The following is a 17,653-nucleotide window of genomic DNA, read 5'->3' as shown; positions in this document are numbered from 1 at the left end:
ACCCCGTTTGGCGGGGGAAACTTCGGGTCCAACACTTCTGGTGGAGTGCAAATCCCGGGCCTGCAACACCCGTTCGGCGGGGGGAGCGTTGCCGGCGGGTCGAGCACCTCTGGCGGCGTGCAAACCCCGATTGGCGGGGGAAACATCGGATCGGGCACCTCGGGCAGCATTGGAGTGGGGCATCCCCGCCATCGTTGAAACCGTTGAACGCATACTTTGCAGCCCAGGCGACCGATACCTCGGGAAGCCGGACAGAACCGTACGAATTGATGACCGCCCGCGGGTTGTAGAACCCGCGGGCGGTCATCGATGCGGCCGGCTACAACCGACTCACCGCCGCCGATCAAATATTGCAATGCAATTCTAATATTGCTATGTTGTTACAACTATGCAGACAGGGACGGCTGCCGAGACCCGGCAAACCCGGCGCAAGGCCCGCACCGCAAGTGCGATCCTCGAGGCCGCCGAACGCCTCTTTTTAACCCGCGGCTACCACGCGACCACCGTCGAGCAGCTCGCCGAGGAGGCCGATGTCGCGATCGGGTCGCTGTACGGGCACTTCGGCGGCAAGGAGGGGATCTACGCCGCCTTGATCGAGCGCGCGCTGGAGCTTGACCAGCGCTACTGCGACCAGGGGTGGGCCAGCGGCGGGGAGGACCCGATAGGCCGCCTGGTCGGGCTCGCCGACGGGTACTTGCGATTCGCGAGCGAGAACCCCGGCTACTTCCGCATCTTTCGTTTTCCGCCCCCGGATGCGCCGACCGACGGGCCGGTCGTCGCCGCCACCGAGCGGGTGACCGAGCGCATCCGGTCCGAGACCGAGCGGATGGCCGGGGCGATCGCCGAGGCCATCGAGGCGCGGGTGATGCGTGACGTCGATCCGCGGCGCGCGGCGGTGTTCCTGTGGGCGGCCTGGGATGGGGTGATCGCGGCCCACCTGCTTCCCGGCAACATGGGGCTCACCGAATCGGAGTTCGAACAGGTGCTCTCGCTCGGTCGCCAGGTGCTCACCCTCGGCCTGCTGGCGCCCCAAGGGAGTGTCGAATGATCGAGCGCATCCCGGTGGAAGGCGACTACGGCCGCCCGGCCGAGCCGGCCTGGCGGAACACGGACTGGTCGGCGCGTGAACGCGACGCCCTTATCCGCGGCCGCCGGCTTCGTTACCTCGACACGGGCCACGGCGACCGCACGTTCGTCCTCGTGCACGGGATGGGCGGTCGCTGGCAGCATTGGCTCGAGGCGATCCCGACGCTCGCCAAGCAGGGTCGGGTGCTCGCCCTGGATCTACCGGGGTTCGGCCAAAGCGAATCGCCCGCCGCCGGCGCATCCCTCGACGGTTTTGCGGACGCCGCGGCTGAGGTCGTCACCAGCCTCGGCATCGAGCGCGCGGTTTTCGTCGGCCACTCGATGGGCGGCCCGATTGCGCTGCGCTTCGCCGCACGCCATCCGGAGCTGGCCGAGGGAATCGTGCTCGTCGCCGGGGCGGTGTTCCAATTCAGTGAAGTGCTCGGCCTCCGCGGGGTTGCCCGGTTCGCTCGGGAGCGCCCGCGGGAGACTGCGGCAATCGCGATGGAGATCGCGACGGCGGGACTGCCGGCACCGGCATCGCTGCGCCGCCTCGTCGTGCGATCGCCCGCGTTGCGTCGCGTCTTCCTGTCGCCATACGTCCTCGATCCACCGGCCCTGCCCGCCGACACCGCCGCTCTGATCGTCGACGGAGCCGGCGCCCGCGGTGTCTTTCCGACCGTGCGGGCGATCGGGCGCTCGGACCCCCGCCAGGGGTTGGCCGACGTGCGCTGCCCTCTCCTTTCGCTGGCCGCCGAGCACGACCGCATCGCCCCGCTGGCAGATACCGAGGCGCTCGACGCCGAGCTATCCGGGGCTCGGACGGTCGTCCTCGAGGGTTCCGGCCATATGCCGATGCTCGAACGCCCGACGGCGTTCAACGCCCAGCTTGTGCGGTTCGCGGAGGAGCTGGGATGACCGAGGATCTGCGCGTCGCGGCCGTCCAGCTCGAGCCCGTCGTGGGCGACGTCGAGGCGAACCTCGACCGGGCCGAGCGGCTCGCTCGGCGCGCCGCCGACGCGGGAGCTGAGGTGATCGTGCTGCCCGAGTTCTTCACCACCGGCATGGCCTTCCTGGCGCAGGTGGGCGGCGGCGCGCTGCCCGCGGACGGCGCGGCCACCGAGATGCTCGCCCGGGTCGCGTCCGCCAAGCGGGTCATGGTCGGCGGATCCTTCCTGTGTCGCGGGCCCGACGGCGACGTCCGCAACGCCTTTCTGCTCGCCGGGCCCGACGGGCTGATCGGCCGTCACGACAAGGACCTGCCGACCATGTGGGAGAACTACTTCTACGCCGGCGGCGACGACCCGGGCGTCATCGAGGCGCCGGGGGGCCTCAGGATCGGCGTCGCCCTCTGCTGGGAGTTGATGCGCGCCCAGACCGTGCACCGGCTCCGCGGTCGCGTCGACCTTGTCCTCGCCGGGTCCGGGTGGTGGAGCGTCCCACAGTGGCGGCCTCGGGCGGTGTTCCGGCGGTGGGAAGCGGCCAACCGGGAGCGGGCGCGGCGCAGCGTGCTCGACTTCGCCCCGCTCGTCGGCGCCCCCGTGGCACATGCCTCGCTGTGCGGGCCGATCGTTTGCCCGCTACCGGGAATGCCGGGACGCTACCGCGGCGAATACGAAGGCCCCAGCGTGATCTGCGACCGCGACGGCGTGGTGCTCGCCGAGAGGCCGGCCCAGTCCGGCCCCGGGGTGACGGCCGCCACGGTGCCCACCGGCGCCGCCAACCCCTCGCGGGATCCAGCCCCGGGCTTCTGGCTTCGCCCGCGAGGCCCGCTGCCCGCGTTCGCCTGGGCCTATCAGGGCTGGCTCGGTCGCCGCGCCTACGCCAGTGGCTTGGGAGTCCCCCAGCGGGCAACGGGCCCGCAGACGATTCGGAGGTGGAGCGCATGACCCGCGTGAGAACGAACGAGACGCTCGTGCTGTCCGGCCTGGTCGAGCTCGCAGCCGGGGCGGTGACGGGATGGCCCTACGCGCTCGCGATCGCCGATGCCGAGCGTGCGCGTCGGATCGGGATTCGCTCGACGCCGCGCCTGCGCCAGTGGCATCTCGACCTGATTGCGCTCGGTGCACTCTCCGTGCTGGTCGGCGCCGCGGTGCCCGAGCTGCCGCGCCGCGTCGCCTGGCCGCTGGCCGCCGGATGCTGGACTAATGCGAACGCTTTCGGCTTGCTCGCCTTCCGCCCCGAGGCCGCCGAAACCCCCGCCTACCGCACAGCGGCGGCGGCGTCGTTCACCACCGTCAGCTGGGGCTTCGTGTCCCTCGCCGCGCTCGCCCTTCGACGCCGCTGGCGGATGGATCGCTAGAGCGGCTCGCTCACCAAGTCCTGCACTGCCATCAACCGGTCGAGCAGGCCGGGCGCCCGCCGGATTCGGACAGACAGCGCGGCCGACCGGTTCTCGACCCAGAGCGACTCCAGGGTCAGACCCAGGGCGGCCAGGCAGTCCTCGATCATCTCGGGGTCGTGCGGGAAGTAGCGCAGCGTGGTGGTCAAAGCGGCACTGATCTCGGCAAGCAAAGCCTCCTTGTCCCGACCACGCAGCGTCGAAAGACGGACCAGTTCGATCGAGTCGGGTGGCGCGACGCGCACCGGATCGACCCGGGATGCCCGGAAGCGGCAGGCGCGCCACTGGCCGACGGTCGGCACGCCGTGGGCGAGATAGGCGGGCAGCGCACGGCGGGCGCTGATATGCACGGCCCGGCGCCACAGGTCGATCAGGACGTTCTCGCACGCGGGATCGAAGTCCCAGGTGGCGGTGATCGCATCCGTGCCGCCGAGGCCGTGCACATCGCGCACCAGATTGGTGATCTCGTTGAGCGGCGCGAACCCGCCGGCCTCGCGCACCGTCGCGGCTCGCACGGCCAAGTTGCAGCTCAGCGCGATCGCTTCGGCGTGGTCACCGAACTCCGCGTGGGCGGCCCGGGACGAAGTGCCCGGTTGGCGCAGCCGGCGCAGAGATCTGGCCGCCAGCAATGCGCGGAAGGCATCGGCGGCAAAGAAGGCCGGCAGCATGGCGGCTGGGGTGGATTGCGGGCTGTCGAACAACACCGGGCCGAGCGCCAGCCGGGCCTGACCGGTCACCACCCGCAGCAGCCCGGCCAGCGTTCCGGCCGGTAGCCGCACGATGTCGTCGTCGGCCACCACGCAGCCAGTGGCTTCCGGATCACATTGCTGCGCGTCCAAAACCGCGTCCAGCATCAGCTGCCGCAGCACGCCGAGACGGGTGCGCTGCGCTAACGCCACCTCGGCGACGGCGAACCGCACTGCGTCACAGCCCAGCGCCGCGCCCAGACGACGTGCCCGGGTGGCGGTGTCATCCGCGGGCCGGGTCTGCGGCCGGTTCACCAGCAGCACCACCGAGATCGGCACCGACGCCCGCTGCCTGGACAGCTCGCGCATGGTGTGGCTGAGCACCCGGACGCTCTGCCCCCCGAAACCGACGGTCGGAATCAGCACCGGCAGCGCGGGGCCGACCGGCAGCTGAGCGGCCAGCTGGTCACGCACGGTGTTCAGCAGTGTCCGATAGGTCGCGTCGCGCTGCACTGCGGCTGACCGCCAGCTGGCCGCCGGGCCGGGTATCGGCGCAGTGTCAATGTCCCAGAGCGCGCTCATTGGTCCTCCCCCTGCCCAACCGGTGCATCCGCCTCGGCAATTGCTGTGGCCCGCTCGGCGATGGTGCTCGCCAGTCTAGCCACCTCCGCAAAGCCCTGCATGGACAGCGGTTTGCGCAGACCGTCCCGAACGGGGTCCCACTCCGGATCGCCGACGGGACGGTTGCCAGGGCCGATCTCGGCGACCGGATCCAGCGCGGGCACCGCCTGGATCACCAGGTCGCGAAGCCGACAGAGGAGATCGATCTGGGCGAACTCGCCGTGCGACAGAATGGGTGCGGTGGTCCACCCGAAGCACTCCTGATCATCGCCGTCGGTGACGGAGACCGTCACGGTGAGCAGGTCCGGCGTCTCGGGAACCCGGATCTCGCAGGTGTGCCGTCCGGGCACCGACTCGGCCGCGCCGTCGCCCACCGCGACCGTCCAACTGAACCGCGCGGTCCCCGCGACCGGGCGGTCGACATCGACCAGGAAGGTCGCCACCTCACCGGCGACCAGCAGCCAGCGGCGGTGACGGACCGGGAACGGCCCCAGCACGCGGACACCGTGCCGGGCGAGGCACCCGATGACGTTGCGGGTGACCCCGGCCACCACCGGGTCGTCGCCGCGGGCCAGCACCCGGGGCCAGTCGGTGGTGCCGCACGTGAAGACCGTTCCGGTGTCGGTGTAGGCACCGAGCACGGCGTGCGCGGCCGGTCCCGCCGGCCGGTCCTGCCATCCCTTTCCCAGGCGCGCCACCCCCAGCACCGCGAAGTCCGCCGGTGTCCCGTCGGTTCCGGCGGCCCGCAGCCGCGCGGCGGGGCCGGGCTCGACTACCGCACCGTCACACTCATAGCCCACCAGGTGCTCGCCGGCGCCGAAGACGTCACCCGAGTGCAGGCCTAGTCCCTGGTAGACCCAGTGGCCGGCGTGCTGGACGGTGTAGCCCAGCGGCTCCCGTTCGCCGTCCCACCAGCCACCGCCCTGCCGGTAGCTGACTCCGGTGAGCCCGTTCTCTGGCCGGCTGCGCCACCAGTTGCCGCCCAGCGGGTGGCTGACCGGCGGATGTACGCAGGTCAGATCGCCGGCCGCGTCCAGGTCGATCCGCCACCAGGCGGTGTTGCCGCTGAAGAACGCGACATTCCCGCCGGCACGGACGAAAGCGTGCACCCCGTCGCGCATCCGGGCACTCCAGTACTCGTCGTGCCCGACGCTGAGCAGCAGGCGGTACCCGTTGAGGACGGTGGGATGGTGGTGCAGGTCGAAGTCGGTGCAGTAGTCGAGCTCGATGCCCTCACGTTCCAGCCACGAGATCATCGGAGCGTCCCAGTGCGCGAAGCCCTCCCGCGGGGTGGTGGTGTCGTAGACGTCGACGTCCTCGGGGAATGAGAGGGCCCCTCCGGTTCCGCCGCCGGGCCGGCGTGTGGTCAGCCGAGTGGTGGCGATCGAGGGTACGAACGAGGCCGTGTGGTACATGCTGCCGCCGCCGGAGAAGTTGTAGGCGTGGTAGGTGGCCAGCGAGAGCTTGTACAGCACAGCGGCGCGTTTGCTGGTGGCCGCGGGCCGCACCACGAACAACGCCTGACCCGACCGGGCGTCGACGTCGGGCAGCCGGCCCGGCCCGTCCGCGTCCGATTCGTCGTCCAGGATGACCGCCAGATAGGCGCCGGACGGCCAGTCAGCGGGGATGTCGAATGTTTCCGGCGGCCATCCCCAGTCCCGGTCGGGCAGACCGGTCGGCAGCAGTTGGCCCCGCCGCCAGGAACTGCTCCCCATCGGCGCGATGTCGCGACCCGCCCGGTAGAAGCCGACGCGGTAGCGCTCGGCGGCCGTGGACACGTGCAGCACCAGCCGCCCACCGGCCGGAACACTCGGATTCGACGGATACGCCAGGGCGGTCACCGGCGCACGGCCTTGGTGTCCGCCGCGCGGTTCGCCTGAACAGGGCCTGATCCCGTTCGTGTCGACATGATCCTCCCGTCCCGGTTCAGCTAGCGACATGGTAGGCAGGTGCCGGGTGAAATGCCGGGGCGGCGTGATCTGGCATCAGCCGGCCAGGGCGGGAAGCGGAGGCGCGGAATGGGTGTCACGGCCGATGCCGTGGTCGTCGGCGCGGGCCTGAGCGGCCTCGAAGTCGCCCGCCTGCTAGCCGCCGGCGGTCTCCGGGACGTCCTGGTGCTGGACTCGGGCGGGATGGGCACCGGATTCGGGCCGGGCACCGCGGCAGTGCGGTGGCGCAGTTCACTGCCGCCGCACTACCAGGTCGTGCGGCGTTCCGACCAGGTCGGCGGGCGGTCGCTGCGCTGGCACGGCGTGGTCATCCGGATGGACGACTGGGCGCTGGCCGATCCGTGCTGGCCAGAGCGCGTTCGTAAGGCGCTGCTCGAGTCGTTGTATGACGACGTCGAGCGCGATCTCAGGGCTTGGGCCGGCGGGCCGCTGGCGCCGACGTCGCCCGTGCCGCCCGACCCGGTGTCGGCGGCGCTGGACTCGGCGCTTCGCCCGGTTCCGCAGGCGGTCCGATCCGAGGGCGAAGGCCGGCGCGCATACACCCCGCTCGACCACTGCGCTGGCGGGCGGGATCCGCGGATCCGCGCCCGCTGCGAGGCGGTGGAGCTGGTCTCGGGTCGGGGGCGGATCACCGGGGTTCGGGTCCGGGGTGCCGACGGCGCGGACGAGGTGATCTCCGCGGGCGTGGTCGTGTTGGCTGCTGGGACGCTGGAGAACACCAGGCTGGTGGCCCAGCTTCCGGAGCTGGCCGGTCACGGCCCGGCGACCGGGCTCAATGACCACCTCGTGCGCGGTTTCGTGGTCCGGTTGCCGGCTGCGGCGCTCGGGGTATCCGGCTCGGTCGACGCCCTGTGGTACGCACCCGGTGATGCGATCGCCCGCTGCAACGTCTTCGTCCGCCTGAGGGACGCGCCCGACAGCCACCCGGAAGAGGTCCTGCTGGACGTGTGGGCAATGGGGGAGCAGGTGCGATCGGAGCACACCCGGGTCTCGTTCACGCCGATGGCCCGATCGCCGTGGCCGGGCCTGATCGAGCCGGGCTTCGCGCCGGACGACCTTGAAATGCTGGCCGGTCAGCGTGAGCTGCTCGGCCGTGTGTGGGCGAACGTCGCGGCTGGCGTCGGCCTCCGCGCTCTGGACCTGTGGTTCGGCGATTTCCGCACCGCCCCCGAACCGTTCGACACGGCGATGATGCAGGTGACCGGGCTGCCGCTCGGGTCACCGGCAACCTACGGGTGGCCACTGGGGTCCGTCGATCACGAGGCCGGGACGCTGCCGCTCGGCGGTGATCTCGTCGACGAGCACGGAGGGCTGCGCACAGTGGACGGCGCTTACGTGGTCGGCCCGGCGTCCTTCCCCCGTTCCGGGGCGGCCAATCCCTCGCTGACCACACTCGCGCTCGCCCACTGGACCGCGACCGGGCTGACGTCGACGTCCTGACCATGCGCCGGCACGCTGCAGGCCAGCCGGCGGTCAGTCAGCGGCTCGCAGCTCGTCCGCGTGTGTGGCGACTTTGTGGAAGGCCGCCACAATCGCCTCTAGGCCGGCGGGCTCGGACAGTAGGGCGCGGTGGGGCAACAGGATCAGGTTCTCGTAGAGCGCCTCGGCCGCAGGGAAGCGTTGCTGCGCCGCCGCGCGCAGTCGGTCATGCAGCCACCGGTAGCGTTCCTTGGTCTGCGGGCAGTACAGGATGTTGTCGTGCAGTGGCCGATCGGACCGGTACACGCGCAGGCCGAGTTCGGCCGCCAGCGCGGCGCACACCCGCTCGGTGGGCGCGCCAGCGAAGGCGTCCGGGTCGCGGCGCACGGTGTAGGCGAAGATGCTCGGCAGCTCCAGCCGAGCCGGCCAGGCCGTGGGCCGTACGCCGGCCACCCCGGCGAGTTCGGTGTCGAGCAGCTCGGCCGCCCGTGCCCGCTGTAGCAGCTGCTGGGGCAACCGTTCGAGTTGATCGAGCAGCAGCGCCGCGGGCAGCTCTGCCAGGCAATGGTTGGTGCCCATCACCTCTCCGGCCTCGACCAGGTAGGGGTAGCCGATGTCGGGCTCGGCGGCCGGATAGCGCCGGGCATCCGCCCTCAGCTGTTGGAGCCGGTCGTAGAGCGCCGCATCCTTGGTGACGACGGCGCCGCCCTCACCGCAGGTGAGCACCTTTCCCTGCTGCATGCTGAAAGCGCCCACATCACCCAGCGAGCCGGCCGGCCGGCCAGCCCAGCGGGCGCCGTGCGCCTGCGCGCAGTCCTCGATCACCGGTAGCCCATGTTGGGTTGCCAGAGCGCCGATCTCGTCCATGTCGGCCATTCGGCAGTGCAGGTGCACGACAATGACCGCGCGGGTCCGCGCGGTCACCGCGGCCGACAGGGCCCGGGGATCCAGGCATCCGGTTTCCGGGTCGACGTCGACAAACACCGGGACCGCGTTGACATTGAGCACCGCCGTCGCCGTGGCGACCCAGGTCAGCACCGGGACAATCACCTCGTCCCCGGCGCCCACCCCGAGCGCCTCCAACGCGATCATCAGGCTGCTCGAGCCGTGATCGGTGCTCACGCAGTAGGGCACCTCGACGAATTCGGCGAACCTACGGGCGAACACCTGCTCGTAGGGCTGTGTTCCGGTCCAGCCGCCGCTGACCGTCCACCGGCCGCTGCCCAGCGCGGCGATGACCCGTTCGGATGTGCGCGCGTCGTGCTGGGGCCACAACGGCCATGCCTCCCGCCACACAGGCGAGCCGCCCCCGATCGCGAGCCGGGCCATTCGCATTCTCCTCGTCGTGCCATGCAGCACTCGGTATCGATGCGCCGAGCCAGTCCACGTCGTACTTAACGTGAGAGTGTGTGCCAGCGCGACGTCTTCGAATGCCGTCTCTAACGATCGGCGATTATGTGTTACCTAGGGGCAAGGAATTTTCGCGCGGCGATTCCTCGCGTTGCGGTTTCACCGCCCAGGGGTGGGCATCGGCATGTTCGGCATCGGGGACATGCTCGGCATCGATGGCATTGGCGACATCGACGGCATGCCAGGCGTATTCGGCATGTTTCCCATCGGCATCTTCATGCCGTCCATCATTTTCTTCATGTCCTCTCTCATGGCGGCACAACACGGCATGTCGCCATTCATGGCGCCACAACAGTTTGGGTGCGCAAACAGAAGGTATAGACCGGCGACGATGACGAATATGCCGACCGCGATGCCGGTAATGGCACCGGCTGGGTAAAGCCAGCGAGTCCACCGCCGGGTGGTGCTGGCCGGAGGGGTGGGGGTGGTGTCGGTCATTGGTTCTTACCTTTCTGTGGGTCTTCCAGGCCGAACCATACACACTTAGCCCGAATCCACCGATGGGCTTGCGTTTGAACTGAGGCTGCCTGGTCTGATCTTGGTTTCGGTGTATGGGCAGGCTGTACCTAGTTCGGCGGACCGGCGTACTCGAATCAGCCGACTTTCTCCATCGTCTGCCCGCAGCAGCAGGTCGGATTCTGCTGGCACCGGCGATCCGGGGGTGCGCTCTCGGTTACCGTCACCTCGCATCCGCAATCTGGAAGCGGGCAGCGGCAGACGTCGCCTTCGCGGAATGGCATTTGTCACCTCCTTGTGGTGTTGATCCTGCCCGGATACGCGACGGTAGAAGCTGGCCCCTGGGGCCAGGTCAAATCCATCGGAGTCATGTGTGGCGCAACGAGGTGTCCGAAGCCTTCGTGCAGACGGTGGCGGCCCCCTGGTTCGCGCGAGCACGTGCCGTCGTCGACCCGCTGGCAGGGAAATCCCATCGCGCCGTGGGTGTTCCGCAAGACACGCCGGGGCCGGGCGATCGGCGGCCAAACCGAGAACATCGCCGCGTGAGGAATCCTGCCGAGGCGGCCGGAAAAGTGCGCGCGCTGGCGCCGCCGTGATCGAGCCGGAGCTGAGTCGCGCTACGAACTTCCACTTGGAATACAACGTCGCAAGGAACCAGCTGTCGGGTGGGGCCACGATCACCGCGGTCACGCAGGCCTGCAGCGTCACCGGCACATGCCTTTCGGCAGCGCACCTTCGAGAGCTGTCAGGGTGGGTTCAAGCACCGGTAGATCCGGCAAATGGCTCGCGGACGAGCCGGGATCCTTCAACCCGGTCGACGTCGACAACACCACCACGCTCTCATCAGGATCGATCCACCTCCGCTCGGCAAGTTGTTGAGCTGCGAGCACCGCCAACACGGACGCCCCTTCTGCGTAAATGCCTTCGGTCGAGGCCAATTCGAGTTGCATGCGCGCGATCGCGTCATTGCTTGGTTCGGCGATCGCCGTCCCGTTGGTGGCTCTTATGGCGTCCAATCCCTGATAGGTGGCCCTCCGCGTCGCCACGGAAAACGCCATTGACGGCTGAGTGGCAACAGTTGGCTGCTCTCCTTCTTCGCGATGGAGCCCGCCGACGTAGGCGCCGAACGGGTCGACCGCGACCAACCTAGGCATGCGGCTGATAAGACCCAAACCGACGAGGTCGGAAAATCCCCGGCGAAGACCGGCCAACCCGTCACCGTGGGCGGTTGGCACCACGACAACGTCGGGCGTTTCGCCGAGTTGGCGCCACAGCTCGAAGGCGATCGTCTTGTACCCCTGAATGCCAAACGGATTGGAGCCGATCTGGGGAGTCACAAGCCCGGATACCGGCATCCAGCCGAACGCCTCGACGGCCGCCCGCATCACCGCCCACCGGTCCGGGCCGTTGTCGTAAGCGACGACGCAGGCGCCGTAGGCCTGCATCAGAATCCTGATCTCGCGCGGCACTGACGACACGGTGAGCACCACGCAGCCAAGCCCCGCGGCGGCGGCGTAGGCGGCGACCGCTGCGCCGTGGTTGCCGGTCGAGGAGACGACGACGGTTGAAGCTCCAAAGGCCGCCGCCTTCGTGACGGCGACCGCTGCGAGCCTGTCCTTGTATGACCATGTCGGATTGCGCGCTTCGTCTTTGAGCATGAGTCTGCGCAAGCCCAGTCGTGTCCCCAGCCGACGCAACGAAACCAGAGGCGTCCCACCTTCGCCCAGGCTCACCGGGACGTCGTCTGGCGCCAACGGCAACAATCCGCGAAAGCCGAAAATGCCCGGCTGCGACGCCTGCCACGGCAACGGACCCGGCGCCAACGCGTATGCAGGGGCCAGATTGACTCCGATGCCGTGGCGGGCGCAGGCCGGGCATCCCAACGATGCTTGGTCTTCTGGTGCTTGCACTCCGCACCGGGGACAACGGAGAAACCCAAGATAGCGTGCGTTCATAGTGTTACGCCGGCGAATTCCCGATCGAGCATGGTTAGAGGTCTGACCCATCTTCGGTGACCACCCAGGCATTTTCCGGTCGACCACCGCGGTGGTTTCGGATGAAAGTGCGGTGATGCGGGCTGACGTGGCATGTTCTTCCCCAGTCGAGGCAACCATGACGCGCAACTGTATGACAGCGTGGGAGCTGAATTACGCCACTGAAATTATGCGGGCAGCGCACAATCAGTTGTCATACCCCCTGTTCCTACCGCCGGGCACCTGGCGTCGTGGGCGCGCCTGTCACCGGGGTCCAACGAATCACGACGGCGCCGGTGGTGTCGGTCAGCACCGTCTTGGAGCGCGTTCCATTGCCAATATTGCCGCTACCCGCACCCGCCGGGTCATGCTTCTCATAGCCCAGGTGCTCGGTCATCTCCTCGTTCAAAGCCGACTCGATTACCGTTTTGGTCAGCTGTTTGAGCAGCCCGTCAGGGCCGGTCAGCGACAGCCCCTGTTCTTGCGCCAGCCGCACCAACTCGACCGCGGCCTGCTGCTCAGCCGGGAGTTCGGCCGACTTATTCTTCGTCACATCATCCAGTGTCGTCATCACGGCACCTTCCTCGCCAAGCAACGCCTAGCGTGTCAGGCCGGAAACACCGTTAGTCGCACAGTCCCAGGCGGCCTCGTATTCCTCGGCCGAAACGTAGTCGAGCTTGTGCTGTGCCGCCGGTGTTGAACCAATCGACCCACTCCATCGTCGCGTTGATGCCGAACTGGTTACATCCGGGCTCGGCGGACCAAGCTGCGGGGCTGGCGATGAAGCCCGTCAACGCTTTCCGGCGGCCGGGTCGATGACGACGGGGCAGCGGGTCCAGGACTGCACGACGCGTTCGGTGGGGTGCCTGATGACCGCCGGTTCGCGCGGCGCTTCGACGTCGAGCAGAGCGTGCTCGCGGCAGTAATCGTCGTTATAAATGGTGTCGAAGTAGCGTTGCGGCCCGTCCGGGAATACCGCGGCGATGGTGGTGCCGCGCGGGTGTGTTCGGACGGCCCAGCCCGCGACAAGTGCGACCGCGCCCACACTCCAGCCGCCGCTGACGTATTGGGTCGAAGCCAGGGTACGACATGCCCATACCGCCTCTGCAGGGGCAACCCAGTGTGCTTCGTTGAAGGCTGGATAGTCCACGTTGCCGGGATAAATGCTTGACCCGAGGCCGCGGATCAGTCGGGGGGCGGCTGGTTGCCCGAAGATGGTGGAGCCGATGGTATCCACGCCGATCAGCTTCAGGTCAGGGTTGTATTCGCGCAGCACCCGCGCCACCCCCGCCGAATGTCCACCGGTTCCCACCGAGCACACCAGTACGTCAATATTTCCTAGTTGGGAAATAAGTTCCAAGGCCAGCGGTCTGTAGGCGTCCACGTTGTCGGGGTTGTTGTACTGGTCGGGATACCAGGTATGCGGATCTTCGGCCAACAGCTCGGCGACCCGGTTCTTGCGCGCCTGCTGCCACCCACCGACCGGATCAGGCTCGGCGACCAGATCGAGGTGGGCGCCGTAGGCAGTGAGCATGCGCTCGATGATCGGCTCCATGCCGGGATCGGTGACCACGGTGACCGGATGCCCGTACACGGTCCCGGCCAACGCCAAACCCAAGCCCATGGTGCCGCTGGTGGATTCGACGATTCGCGCACCGGGCAGCAGGTCTCCGCGCGCCCGAGCTTGTTCCACCATGTGCACCGCAGGGCGGTCCTTCATACCACCGGGATTAAGTCCCTCGAGCTTGGCCCAGAAGCCGCGGTCCGGTTCACTGAACGGCGCGGACACCCGCAACACCGGCGTGGTGCCGACAATCGTGTTCGCCCGTCCCTGCATGCCCAGCGCAACAGGCTGAGATGCTATGGGTCGGTTGTTCTCAGGAGGTAAGGCAGAATTCATGTGATCGTCGCTTCTGCGTGAAAGCCGCGGCACAGCGCGGCAGCTGACAATGACAGCAGTCACCAACCGTGATGGCAGCAGAGCCACCGGTCTGACGATGACCGGTCAGCGACGAGTGATGCATAACCGGGACAAAATTTGGTTGCCGGTCACGAAGCCGCGAGCCGACCGGCCGGCGGCCGCATCATTGGCGACAGCATGGCCGCCAGCCACCCGGCAATGGCGATGCCCGCCATGGCGATGAAATCAGAACCGGCCCGCGGCGCGATTCGCGGTAAGACCGCAGCAGCAGATATGTCGGACGAACAGATGGATTCATCCTGAACATGGTCGTGACTGGCAAGCGCGAGAACACGATCCGCAGATGCCGATACCGAGCGATGTGGATGGACCGGGGAGGCTTCACAGCAGGGCAGGACGACTCTGGCGCCCAAGACGAGTAGCACCGCCGCGCCGAACACGAGAACGGTGGACCTCAGGCGAAAACTCGTCGGGGTGCCGCTGAAACTTACAATGACCCGACTGTAACAGCACCGCGACCCAAAAATCGGAACCGCGCACCTGACCTGTGCATTGCGAACCAGCAACTTACAAGGTCCTACTTGTTGCGAAAGAACGCACGGCTTGACGGAGCAGTTTGAACTGACTTCGCCGAGCATCCTTGCTCAAGAGGCGCAGTCGTTAAGGGCGACAAGGATGTTGGATCCTTCATGGCCGAGGCCCGGCGGCAACGGCACGTGCCCGTCCGGTCACTAACGATCAGCGCGGCGATGATCCTTAAAGCCATCAGCAAAGTCAGCGTAGAATCACGCGGGCGCGGCGCGCCAGTCTGATGATGTGGTGACAAGGGTGGTGAGACCACCGCGCCTCACTGATCCCAACTTGCTCCCCCAGAGTATTGCGCGAGTCATTCTCGCCGGTGAGGAGAAACCGGAGCCGCAGCGGTCGGGGCGGTGAGAGCCCGCGCGGCAGAAGCAGGCTCGGTAAGAATTCGGTCATGACAATCCGAGGACACCGACAGGTTCCCGGTCGAAGGGGACGATCGCCGCGACACCAGCGCAGAACGCGCGAAGATTCCCTCGACATCGCTCAAGCGCCGGAAAACTGATACAGCATGATCGCGGCAGGCATTATGGACGGATGGAAACAGTGCCGCAGACTTCAGTGACCGGCGCAGGCCATCGGGCATTGGTGGTCGACAACGAAGTTTCGCTGGCGGGAGTGGTCGCCAGTTATCTCGAGCATGAGCAGTTCGAAGTATGTATCGCTCACGACGGGTCCGATGCGCTCACTTTGGCCCGTGCGTTTCACCCTGATGTTGTTGTTCTTGATCTGGGCTTGCCGGGGATGGACGGCATTGAAACCTGCCGCCAGCTGCGCACCTTCTCCGATGCCTATGTTGTGATGTTGACTGCCCGCGGCACCGAGGCGGACACGCTGATCGGATTGTCGGTCGGCGCCGACGACTATGTGACCAAGCCCTTTAGGCCCCGCGAACTCGTCGCCCGCATCCTCGCGATGCTGCGCCGACCGCGCACTATGCAGCCAGGGAGCGGGGACGTCGGCACCAAGGCCACGGCCGACTAGCAGGCGGAATTTCGGTGCGTCGCCTTCGTGCACTTCTTGCCTGGCACGCAACTTGACTCCTGCGGAATGGCGAAAGGCCTAGACTGCGACCCAGAAGGGCAGTCGACCGAGTCACCTCTCACATCACGACAAAGGGCTTGACCCGCGTAGACCTTGGGGAGGAAAGATCACCTCGTCCAGACCGGCTCGGCAAGGCCCTTCGCATACAGTCGAGCGAACACGGCGACGACAGTCGAACGAACACGGCGACGAGCAATTGGGCCGCGATCGATTATCGCCCGTGACCGGCGTCGAATATCGGATGGGAATTGGCCAATGAGTGACAACACCACACCGGGTGCGAAGCCGCGCCGGTTCTTGCGCCGGCCCGGCATCGGGTTGCGCCTAGTGCTGGCCCAGACACTAGTGCTCGCCGCCGGTGCAGCGGCCACCTGGGCAATTGCCGCCGTCGTCGGACCGCCGCTTTTCCATAAGCACATGCATGGGAAGGTGCCCGTCAACTCTTTCCTGGAAATACATGCCGACCATGCCTACAGATCGGCCACCGCCGTGGCCGTCGGCGGCGCCCTTGCCATTTCCGCGTTGATGGCGCTGGCGGTCAGCTGGTATGTCAGCCGCCGGCTGCAACGGTCGGTCACCGAGGTCGCCGCAGCTGCGACCGAGGTCGCCCGCGGCCGATACGACATCCGGATTTCGCCTACCCGCCTCGACGAGGATTTCGACACCCTCGTTGACTCGTTCAACCAGATGGCGGCGCGGCTACAGACCGTCGACGCTACTCGGCGCCAGTTGTTCGGCGACCTGGCCCACGAGATCCGCACCCCCGCTTCGGTGCTGGATGCCTATATGGACGCGCTCGAAGACGGGGTGCGGTCGCTGACCCCGCAGACCACCGCGATGCTGCGCGACCAGACCCGCCGGCTAGTGCGGTTCTCCGAGGACACTGCTGCACTCGCCCAAGCCGAAGAGAGTGCCTTCTCGATGGCCTTTAGCTGGATCGACGTGCGCGAGCTGATCGATGCTGCCGTGACGGCCGCGCAGGAACGCTATCGAAGCAAACATGTCGATCTGGTCGTCACGTTACCTGCCAACCTGCCCCCGCTGCGGGGGGACTCGCAACGGCTATCTCAGGTTCTAGGCAACCTGCTTGACAACGCGCTGCGCCACACGCCGCCGGGAGGACGCGTCGAAGTCCGCGCGGCTGTGGAGGGCGATGAGTTTACGCTCTCGGTCGTCGACAGCGGTGAGGGCATCCTCGCCGAACACCTACCCCATGTGTTCGAACGGTTCTATCGAGCCGATCTCACCCACGACCGGGGCTACGGCGGAGGCGGAATCGGACTAGCCATCGTCAAGGCGCTGGTCGAGGCCCACAACGGACGCGTCGCTGCGGCCAGCGACGGCGTCGGTAAAGGCGCCGCGTTCACCGTCACTCTGCCGCTGGCTGCATCGGGTGCCGAGCGCACCCTTGAAACCGTGATATCCGCGGGCGAAAGAGCCAGCTCTACTTAGTGTCGACGCCGATCCCGACTGGGGCGGCCCCCGGGCGAGCAGTGCTGCCACCGAGTTCGCCTCTAGTAACGACATCCCGCGATTGGTAAGGCTGAGTTGGACGCCATTTGAAGGGCGCTGATGCGGTCTGGTGTTCGCTGCGGCACGACGCCATGGCGGCGCGTCCCGACACGGCTATGGTGCTCGCCGCATACGTCCGGACGGCCGCGCACATATGTGTGCTCCCGCGCCGGGAGCCTTGCCCGGCTGTGTGCGACGATGATGGCCACTCGATGCCATCACCGCGATGCGCCGGCCCGCCAAAACCTGCCGCAGAATCGTCCGAGGCCTAAGCCAAGCATCGATTTTGCCACAAAGTCGCTGGATACCCATTACATATGATTCCATTGGTGAAGCCACAGCGCTTTGCTTTGGCGACCGCCGTCATGACCGCTGGTTTGGGACTTGCCAGCGCCACCTCCGCAGCCGGTGCCCAAGCCCAGCTCGGACCCTTGCCGACACCCCTGCTACGGGTATTGGAATCCTGGCTGCGAGGACCCCGGACCCGGCCACGGTTACTATGGCCACGGAGGCTATGACCACGGAGGTCCAGGGGGACATGGTGGTAGTGGCGGCCACGGCGGCGGCGGACATGGTGGCGGCGGACACTAACGCCGCAGTTGACGGCGCTCATCGAAAGTCCCCAGGTGTGCTCGCCGAAATTCCTCACCTGTGAGCAGCGGTCAGTGTAGTGG

General features: G+C 67.5%; 13 protein-coding genes and 2 pseudogenes. 9 read left to right on the top strand and 6 right to left on the bottom strand.

Annotated features, from left to right (window positions below):
• Nucleotides 1-388 precede the first annotated feature (388 nt).
• From DQP57_RS18575 to DQP57_RS18560, 4 genes are read left to right on the top strand one after another with little or no spacing between them, the layout of a single operon-like run.
• Entirely contained in the window at nt 389-1,048 is a 660-nt protein-coding gene (locus DQP57_RS18575) for a TetR/AcrR family transcriptional regulator (protein WP_008257468.1), read from the top strand.
• The gene (locus DQP57_RS18570; protein WP_008257465.1) at nt 1,045-1,983 is read left to right on the top strand and encodes an alpha/beta fold hydrolase; all 939 of its coding nucleotides are present in this window, start codon (nt 1,045-1,047) and stop codon (nt 1,981-1,983) included. Before DQP57_RS18575 ends, DQP57_RS18570 begins: the two co-directional genes overlap by 4 nt.
• Complete coding sequence (locus DQP57_RS18565) at nt 1,980-2,954, top strand: carbon-nitrogen hydrolase family protein (protein WP_008257463.1); 975 nt, start codon at nt 1,980-1,982, stop codon at nt 2,952-2,954. Before DQP57_RS18570 ends, DQP57_RS18565 begins: the two co-directional genes overlap by 4 nt.
• On the top strand, nt 2,951-3,367 hold the full coding sequence (locus DQP57_RS18560) for a hypothetical protein (protein ID WP_033717552.1): 417 nt from the start codon (nt 2,951-2,953) through the stop codon (nt 3,365-3,367). The genes DQP57_RS18565 and DQP57_RS18560 overlap by 4 nt, the downstream gene beginning before the upstream one ends.
• Here DQP57_RS18560 and DQP57_RS18555 read toward each other — a convergent pair.
• Both DQP57_RS18555 and DQP57_RS18550 read right to left on the bottom strand, forming a co-directional pair.
• Nucleotides 3,364-4,674, bottom strand: coding sequence for a hypothetical protein (locus DQP57_RS18555; protein WP_008257454.1), 1,311 nt, complete (start codon nt 4,672-4,674; stop codon nt 3,364-3,366). The two genes, DQP57_RS18560 and DQP57_RS18555, sit on opposite strands and share 4 nt — an antisense overlap.
• Nucleotides 4,671-6,554: a N,N-dimethylformamidase beta subunit family domain-containing protein gene (locus DQP57_RS18550; RefSeq protein WP_008257453.1), complete on the bottom strand. Its 1,884-nt coding sequence runs from the start codon at nt 6,552-6,554 to the stop codon at nt 4,671-4,673. The genes DQP57_RS18555 and DQP57_RS18550 overlap by 4 nt, the downstream gene beginning before the upstream one ends.
• Before the next feature lie 177 nt (nt 6,555-6,731).
• Here DQP57_RS18550 and DQP57_RS18545 point away from each other — a divergent pair, with 177 nt between their 5' ends.
• A complete protein-coding gene (locus DQP57_RS18545; protein ID WP_008257450.1) occupies nt 6,732-8,102 on the top strand; it encodes a GMC oxidoreductase in 1,371 nt (456 codons plus the stop codon).
• Nucleotides 8,103-8,135: 33 nt separating this feature from the next.
• Here the strand turns inward: DQP57_RS18545 and DQP57_RS18540 are convergent, their stop codons facing one another.
• Nucleotides 8,136-9,410 (bottom strand): DegT/DnrJ/EryC1/StrS family aminotransferase, encoded by a 1,275-nt coding sequence (locus DQP57_RS18540; RefSeq protein ID WP_008257447.1) that lies wholly within the window; start codon nt 9,408-9,410, stop codon nt 8,136-8,138.
• A 193-nt stretch (nt 9,411-9,603) separates the two neighbouring features.
• Here DQP57_RS18540 and DQP57_RS18535 point away from each other — a divergent pair, with 193 nt between their 5' ends.
• Nucleotides 9,604-9,870 (top strand): hypothetical protein, encoded by a 267-nt coding sequence (locus tag DQP57_RS18535; protein ID WP_008257445.1) that lies wholly within the window; start codon nt 9,604-9,606, stop codon nt 9,868-9,870.
• Between the two features lie 781 nt (nt 9,871-10,651).
• On the opposite strand, the gene DQP57_RS18530 is transcribed toward DQP57_RS18535, so the two are convergent.
• The 3 genes and pseudogenes from DQP57_RS18530 to DQP57_RS18520 all read right to left on the bottom strand — a co-directional run bounded on the left by DQP57_RS18530 (nt 10,652) and on the right by DQP57_RS18520 (nt 13,757).
• The gene (locus tag DQP57_RS18530; RefSeq protein ID WP_225325413.1) at nt 10,652-11,902 is read right to left on the bottom strand and encodes a threonine synthase; all 1,251 of its coding nucleotides are present in this window, start codon (nt 11,900-11,902) and stop codon (nt 10,652-10,654) included.
• A gap of 298 nt (nt 11,903-12,200) precedes the next feature.
• Nucleotides 12,201-12,494 (bottom strand): annotated as a pseudogene (locus DQP57_RS18525) (transposase); the annotation flags it as partial.
• Between the two features lie 216 nt (nt 12,495-12,710).
• A complete protein-coding gene (locus DQP57_RS18520; protein WP_008257440.1) occupies nt 12,711-13,757 on the bottom strand; it encodes a PLP-dependent cysteine synthase family protein in 1,047 nt (348 codons plus the stop codon).
• A 261-nt stretch (nt 13,758-14,018) separates the two neighbouring features.
• Between DQP57_RS18520 and DQP57_RS27465 the strand changes: the two genes are divergently transcribed.
• The 3 genes and pseudogenes from DQP57_RS27465 to DQP57_RS18510 all read left to right on the top strand — a co-directional run bounded on the left by DQP57_RS27465 (nt 14,019) and on the right by DQP57_RS18510 (nt 16,919).
• Nucleotides 14,019-14,144, top strand: coding sequence for a hypothetical protein (locus tag DQP57_RS27465; RefSeq protein ID WP_014942244.1), 126 nt, complete (start codon nt 14,019-14,021; stop codon nt 14,142-14,144).
• An 816-nt stretch (nt 14,145-14,960) separates the two neighbouring features.
• Nucleotides 14,961-15,356: pseudogene (locus DQP57_RS18515) on the top strand (response regulator transcription factor); the annotation flags it as partial.
• A gap of 366 nt (nt 15,357-15,722) precedes the next feature.
• Nucleotides 15,723-16,919: a sensor histidine kinase gene (locus tag DQP57_RS18510; protein WP_008257437.1), complete on the top strand. Its 1,197-nt coding sequence runs from the start codon at nt 15,723-15,725 to the stop codon at nt 16,917-16,919.
• Nucleotides 16,920-17,653: the final 734 nt, after the last annotated feature.

The organism is Mycobacterium colombiense, from assembly GCF_003284935.1.
GTDB classification, from domain to species: domain Bacteria; phylum Actinomycetota; class Actinomycetes; order Mycobacteriales; family Mycobacteriaceae; genus Mycobacterium; species Mycobacterium arosiense_A.
This window is presented reverse-complemented; position numbering and strand designations above follow the sequence as displayed.

Bases quoted from the DNA above. Each gene is read 5' to 3' on its own strand.
- DQP57_RS27465 (WP_014942244.1), top strand. From the start codon at position 14,019: ATGGCCGCCAGCCACCCGGCAATGGCGATGCCCGCCATGGCGATGAAA.
- DQP57_RS18570 (WP_008257465.1), top strand. From the start codon at position 1,045: ATGATCGAGCGCATCCCGGTGGAAGGCGACTACGGCCGCCCGGCCGAG.
- DQP57_RS18560 (WP_033717552.1), top strand. From the start codon at position 2,951: ATGACCCGCGTGAGAACGAACGAGACGCTCGTGCTGTCCGGCCTGGTC.
- DQP57_RS18510 (WP_008257437.1), top strand. From the start codon at position 15,723: ATGAGTGACAACACCACACCGGGTGCGAAGCCGCGCCGGTTCTTGCGC.
- DQP57_RS18530 (WP_225325413.1), bottom strand. From the start codon at position 11,902: ATGAACGCACGCTATCTTGGGTTTCTCCGTTGTCCCCGGTGCGGAGTG.
- DQP57_RS18520 (WP_008257440.1), bottom strand. From the start codon at position 13,757: ATGCAGGGACGGGCGAACACGATTGTCGGCACCACGCCGGTGTTGCGG.
- DQP57_RS18545 (WP_008257450.1), top strand. From the start codon at position 6,732: ATGGGTGTCACGGCCGATGCCGTGGTCGTCGGCGCGGGCCTGAGCGGC.
- DQP57_RS18575 (WP_008257468.1), top strand. From the start codon at position 389: ATGCAGACAGGGACGGCTGCCGAGACCCGGCAAACCCGGCGCAAGGCC.
- DQP57_RS18540 (WP_008257447.1), bottom strand. From the start codon at position 9,410: ATGGCCCGGCTCGCGATCGGGGGCGGCTCGCCTGTGTGGCGGGAGGCA.
- DQP57_RS18565 (WP_008257463.1), top strand. From the start codon at position 1,980: ATGACCGAGGATCTGCGCGTCGCGGCCGTCCAGCTCGAGCCCGTCGTG.
- DQP57_RS18555 (WP_008257454.1), bottom strand. From the start codon at position 4,674: ATGAGCGCGCTCTGGGACATTGACACTGCGCCGATACCCGGCCCGGCG.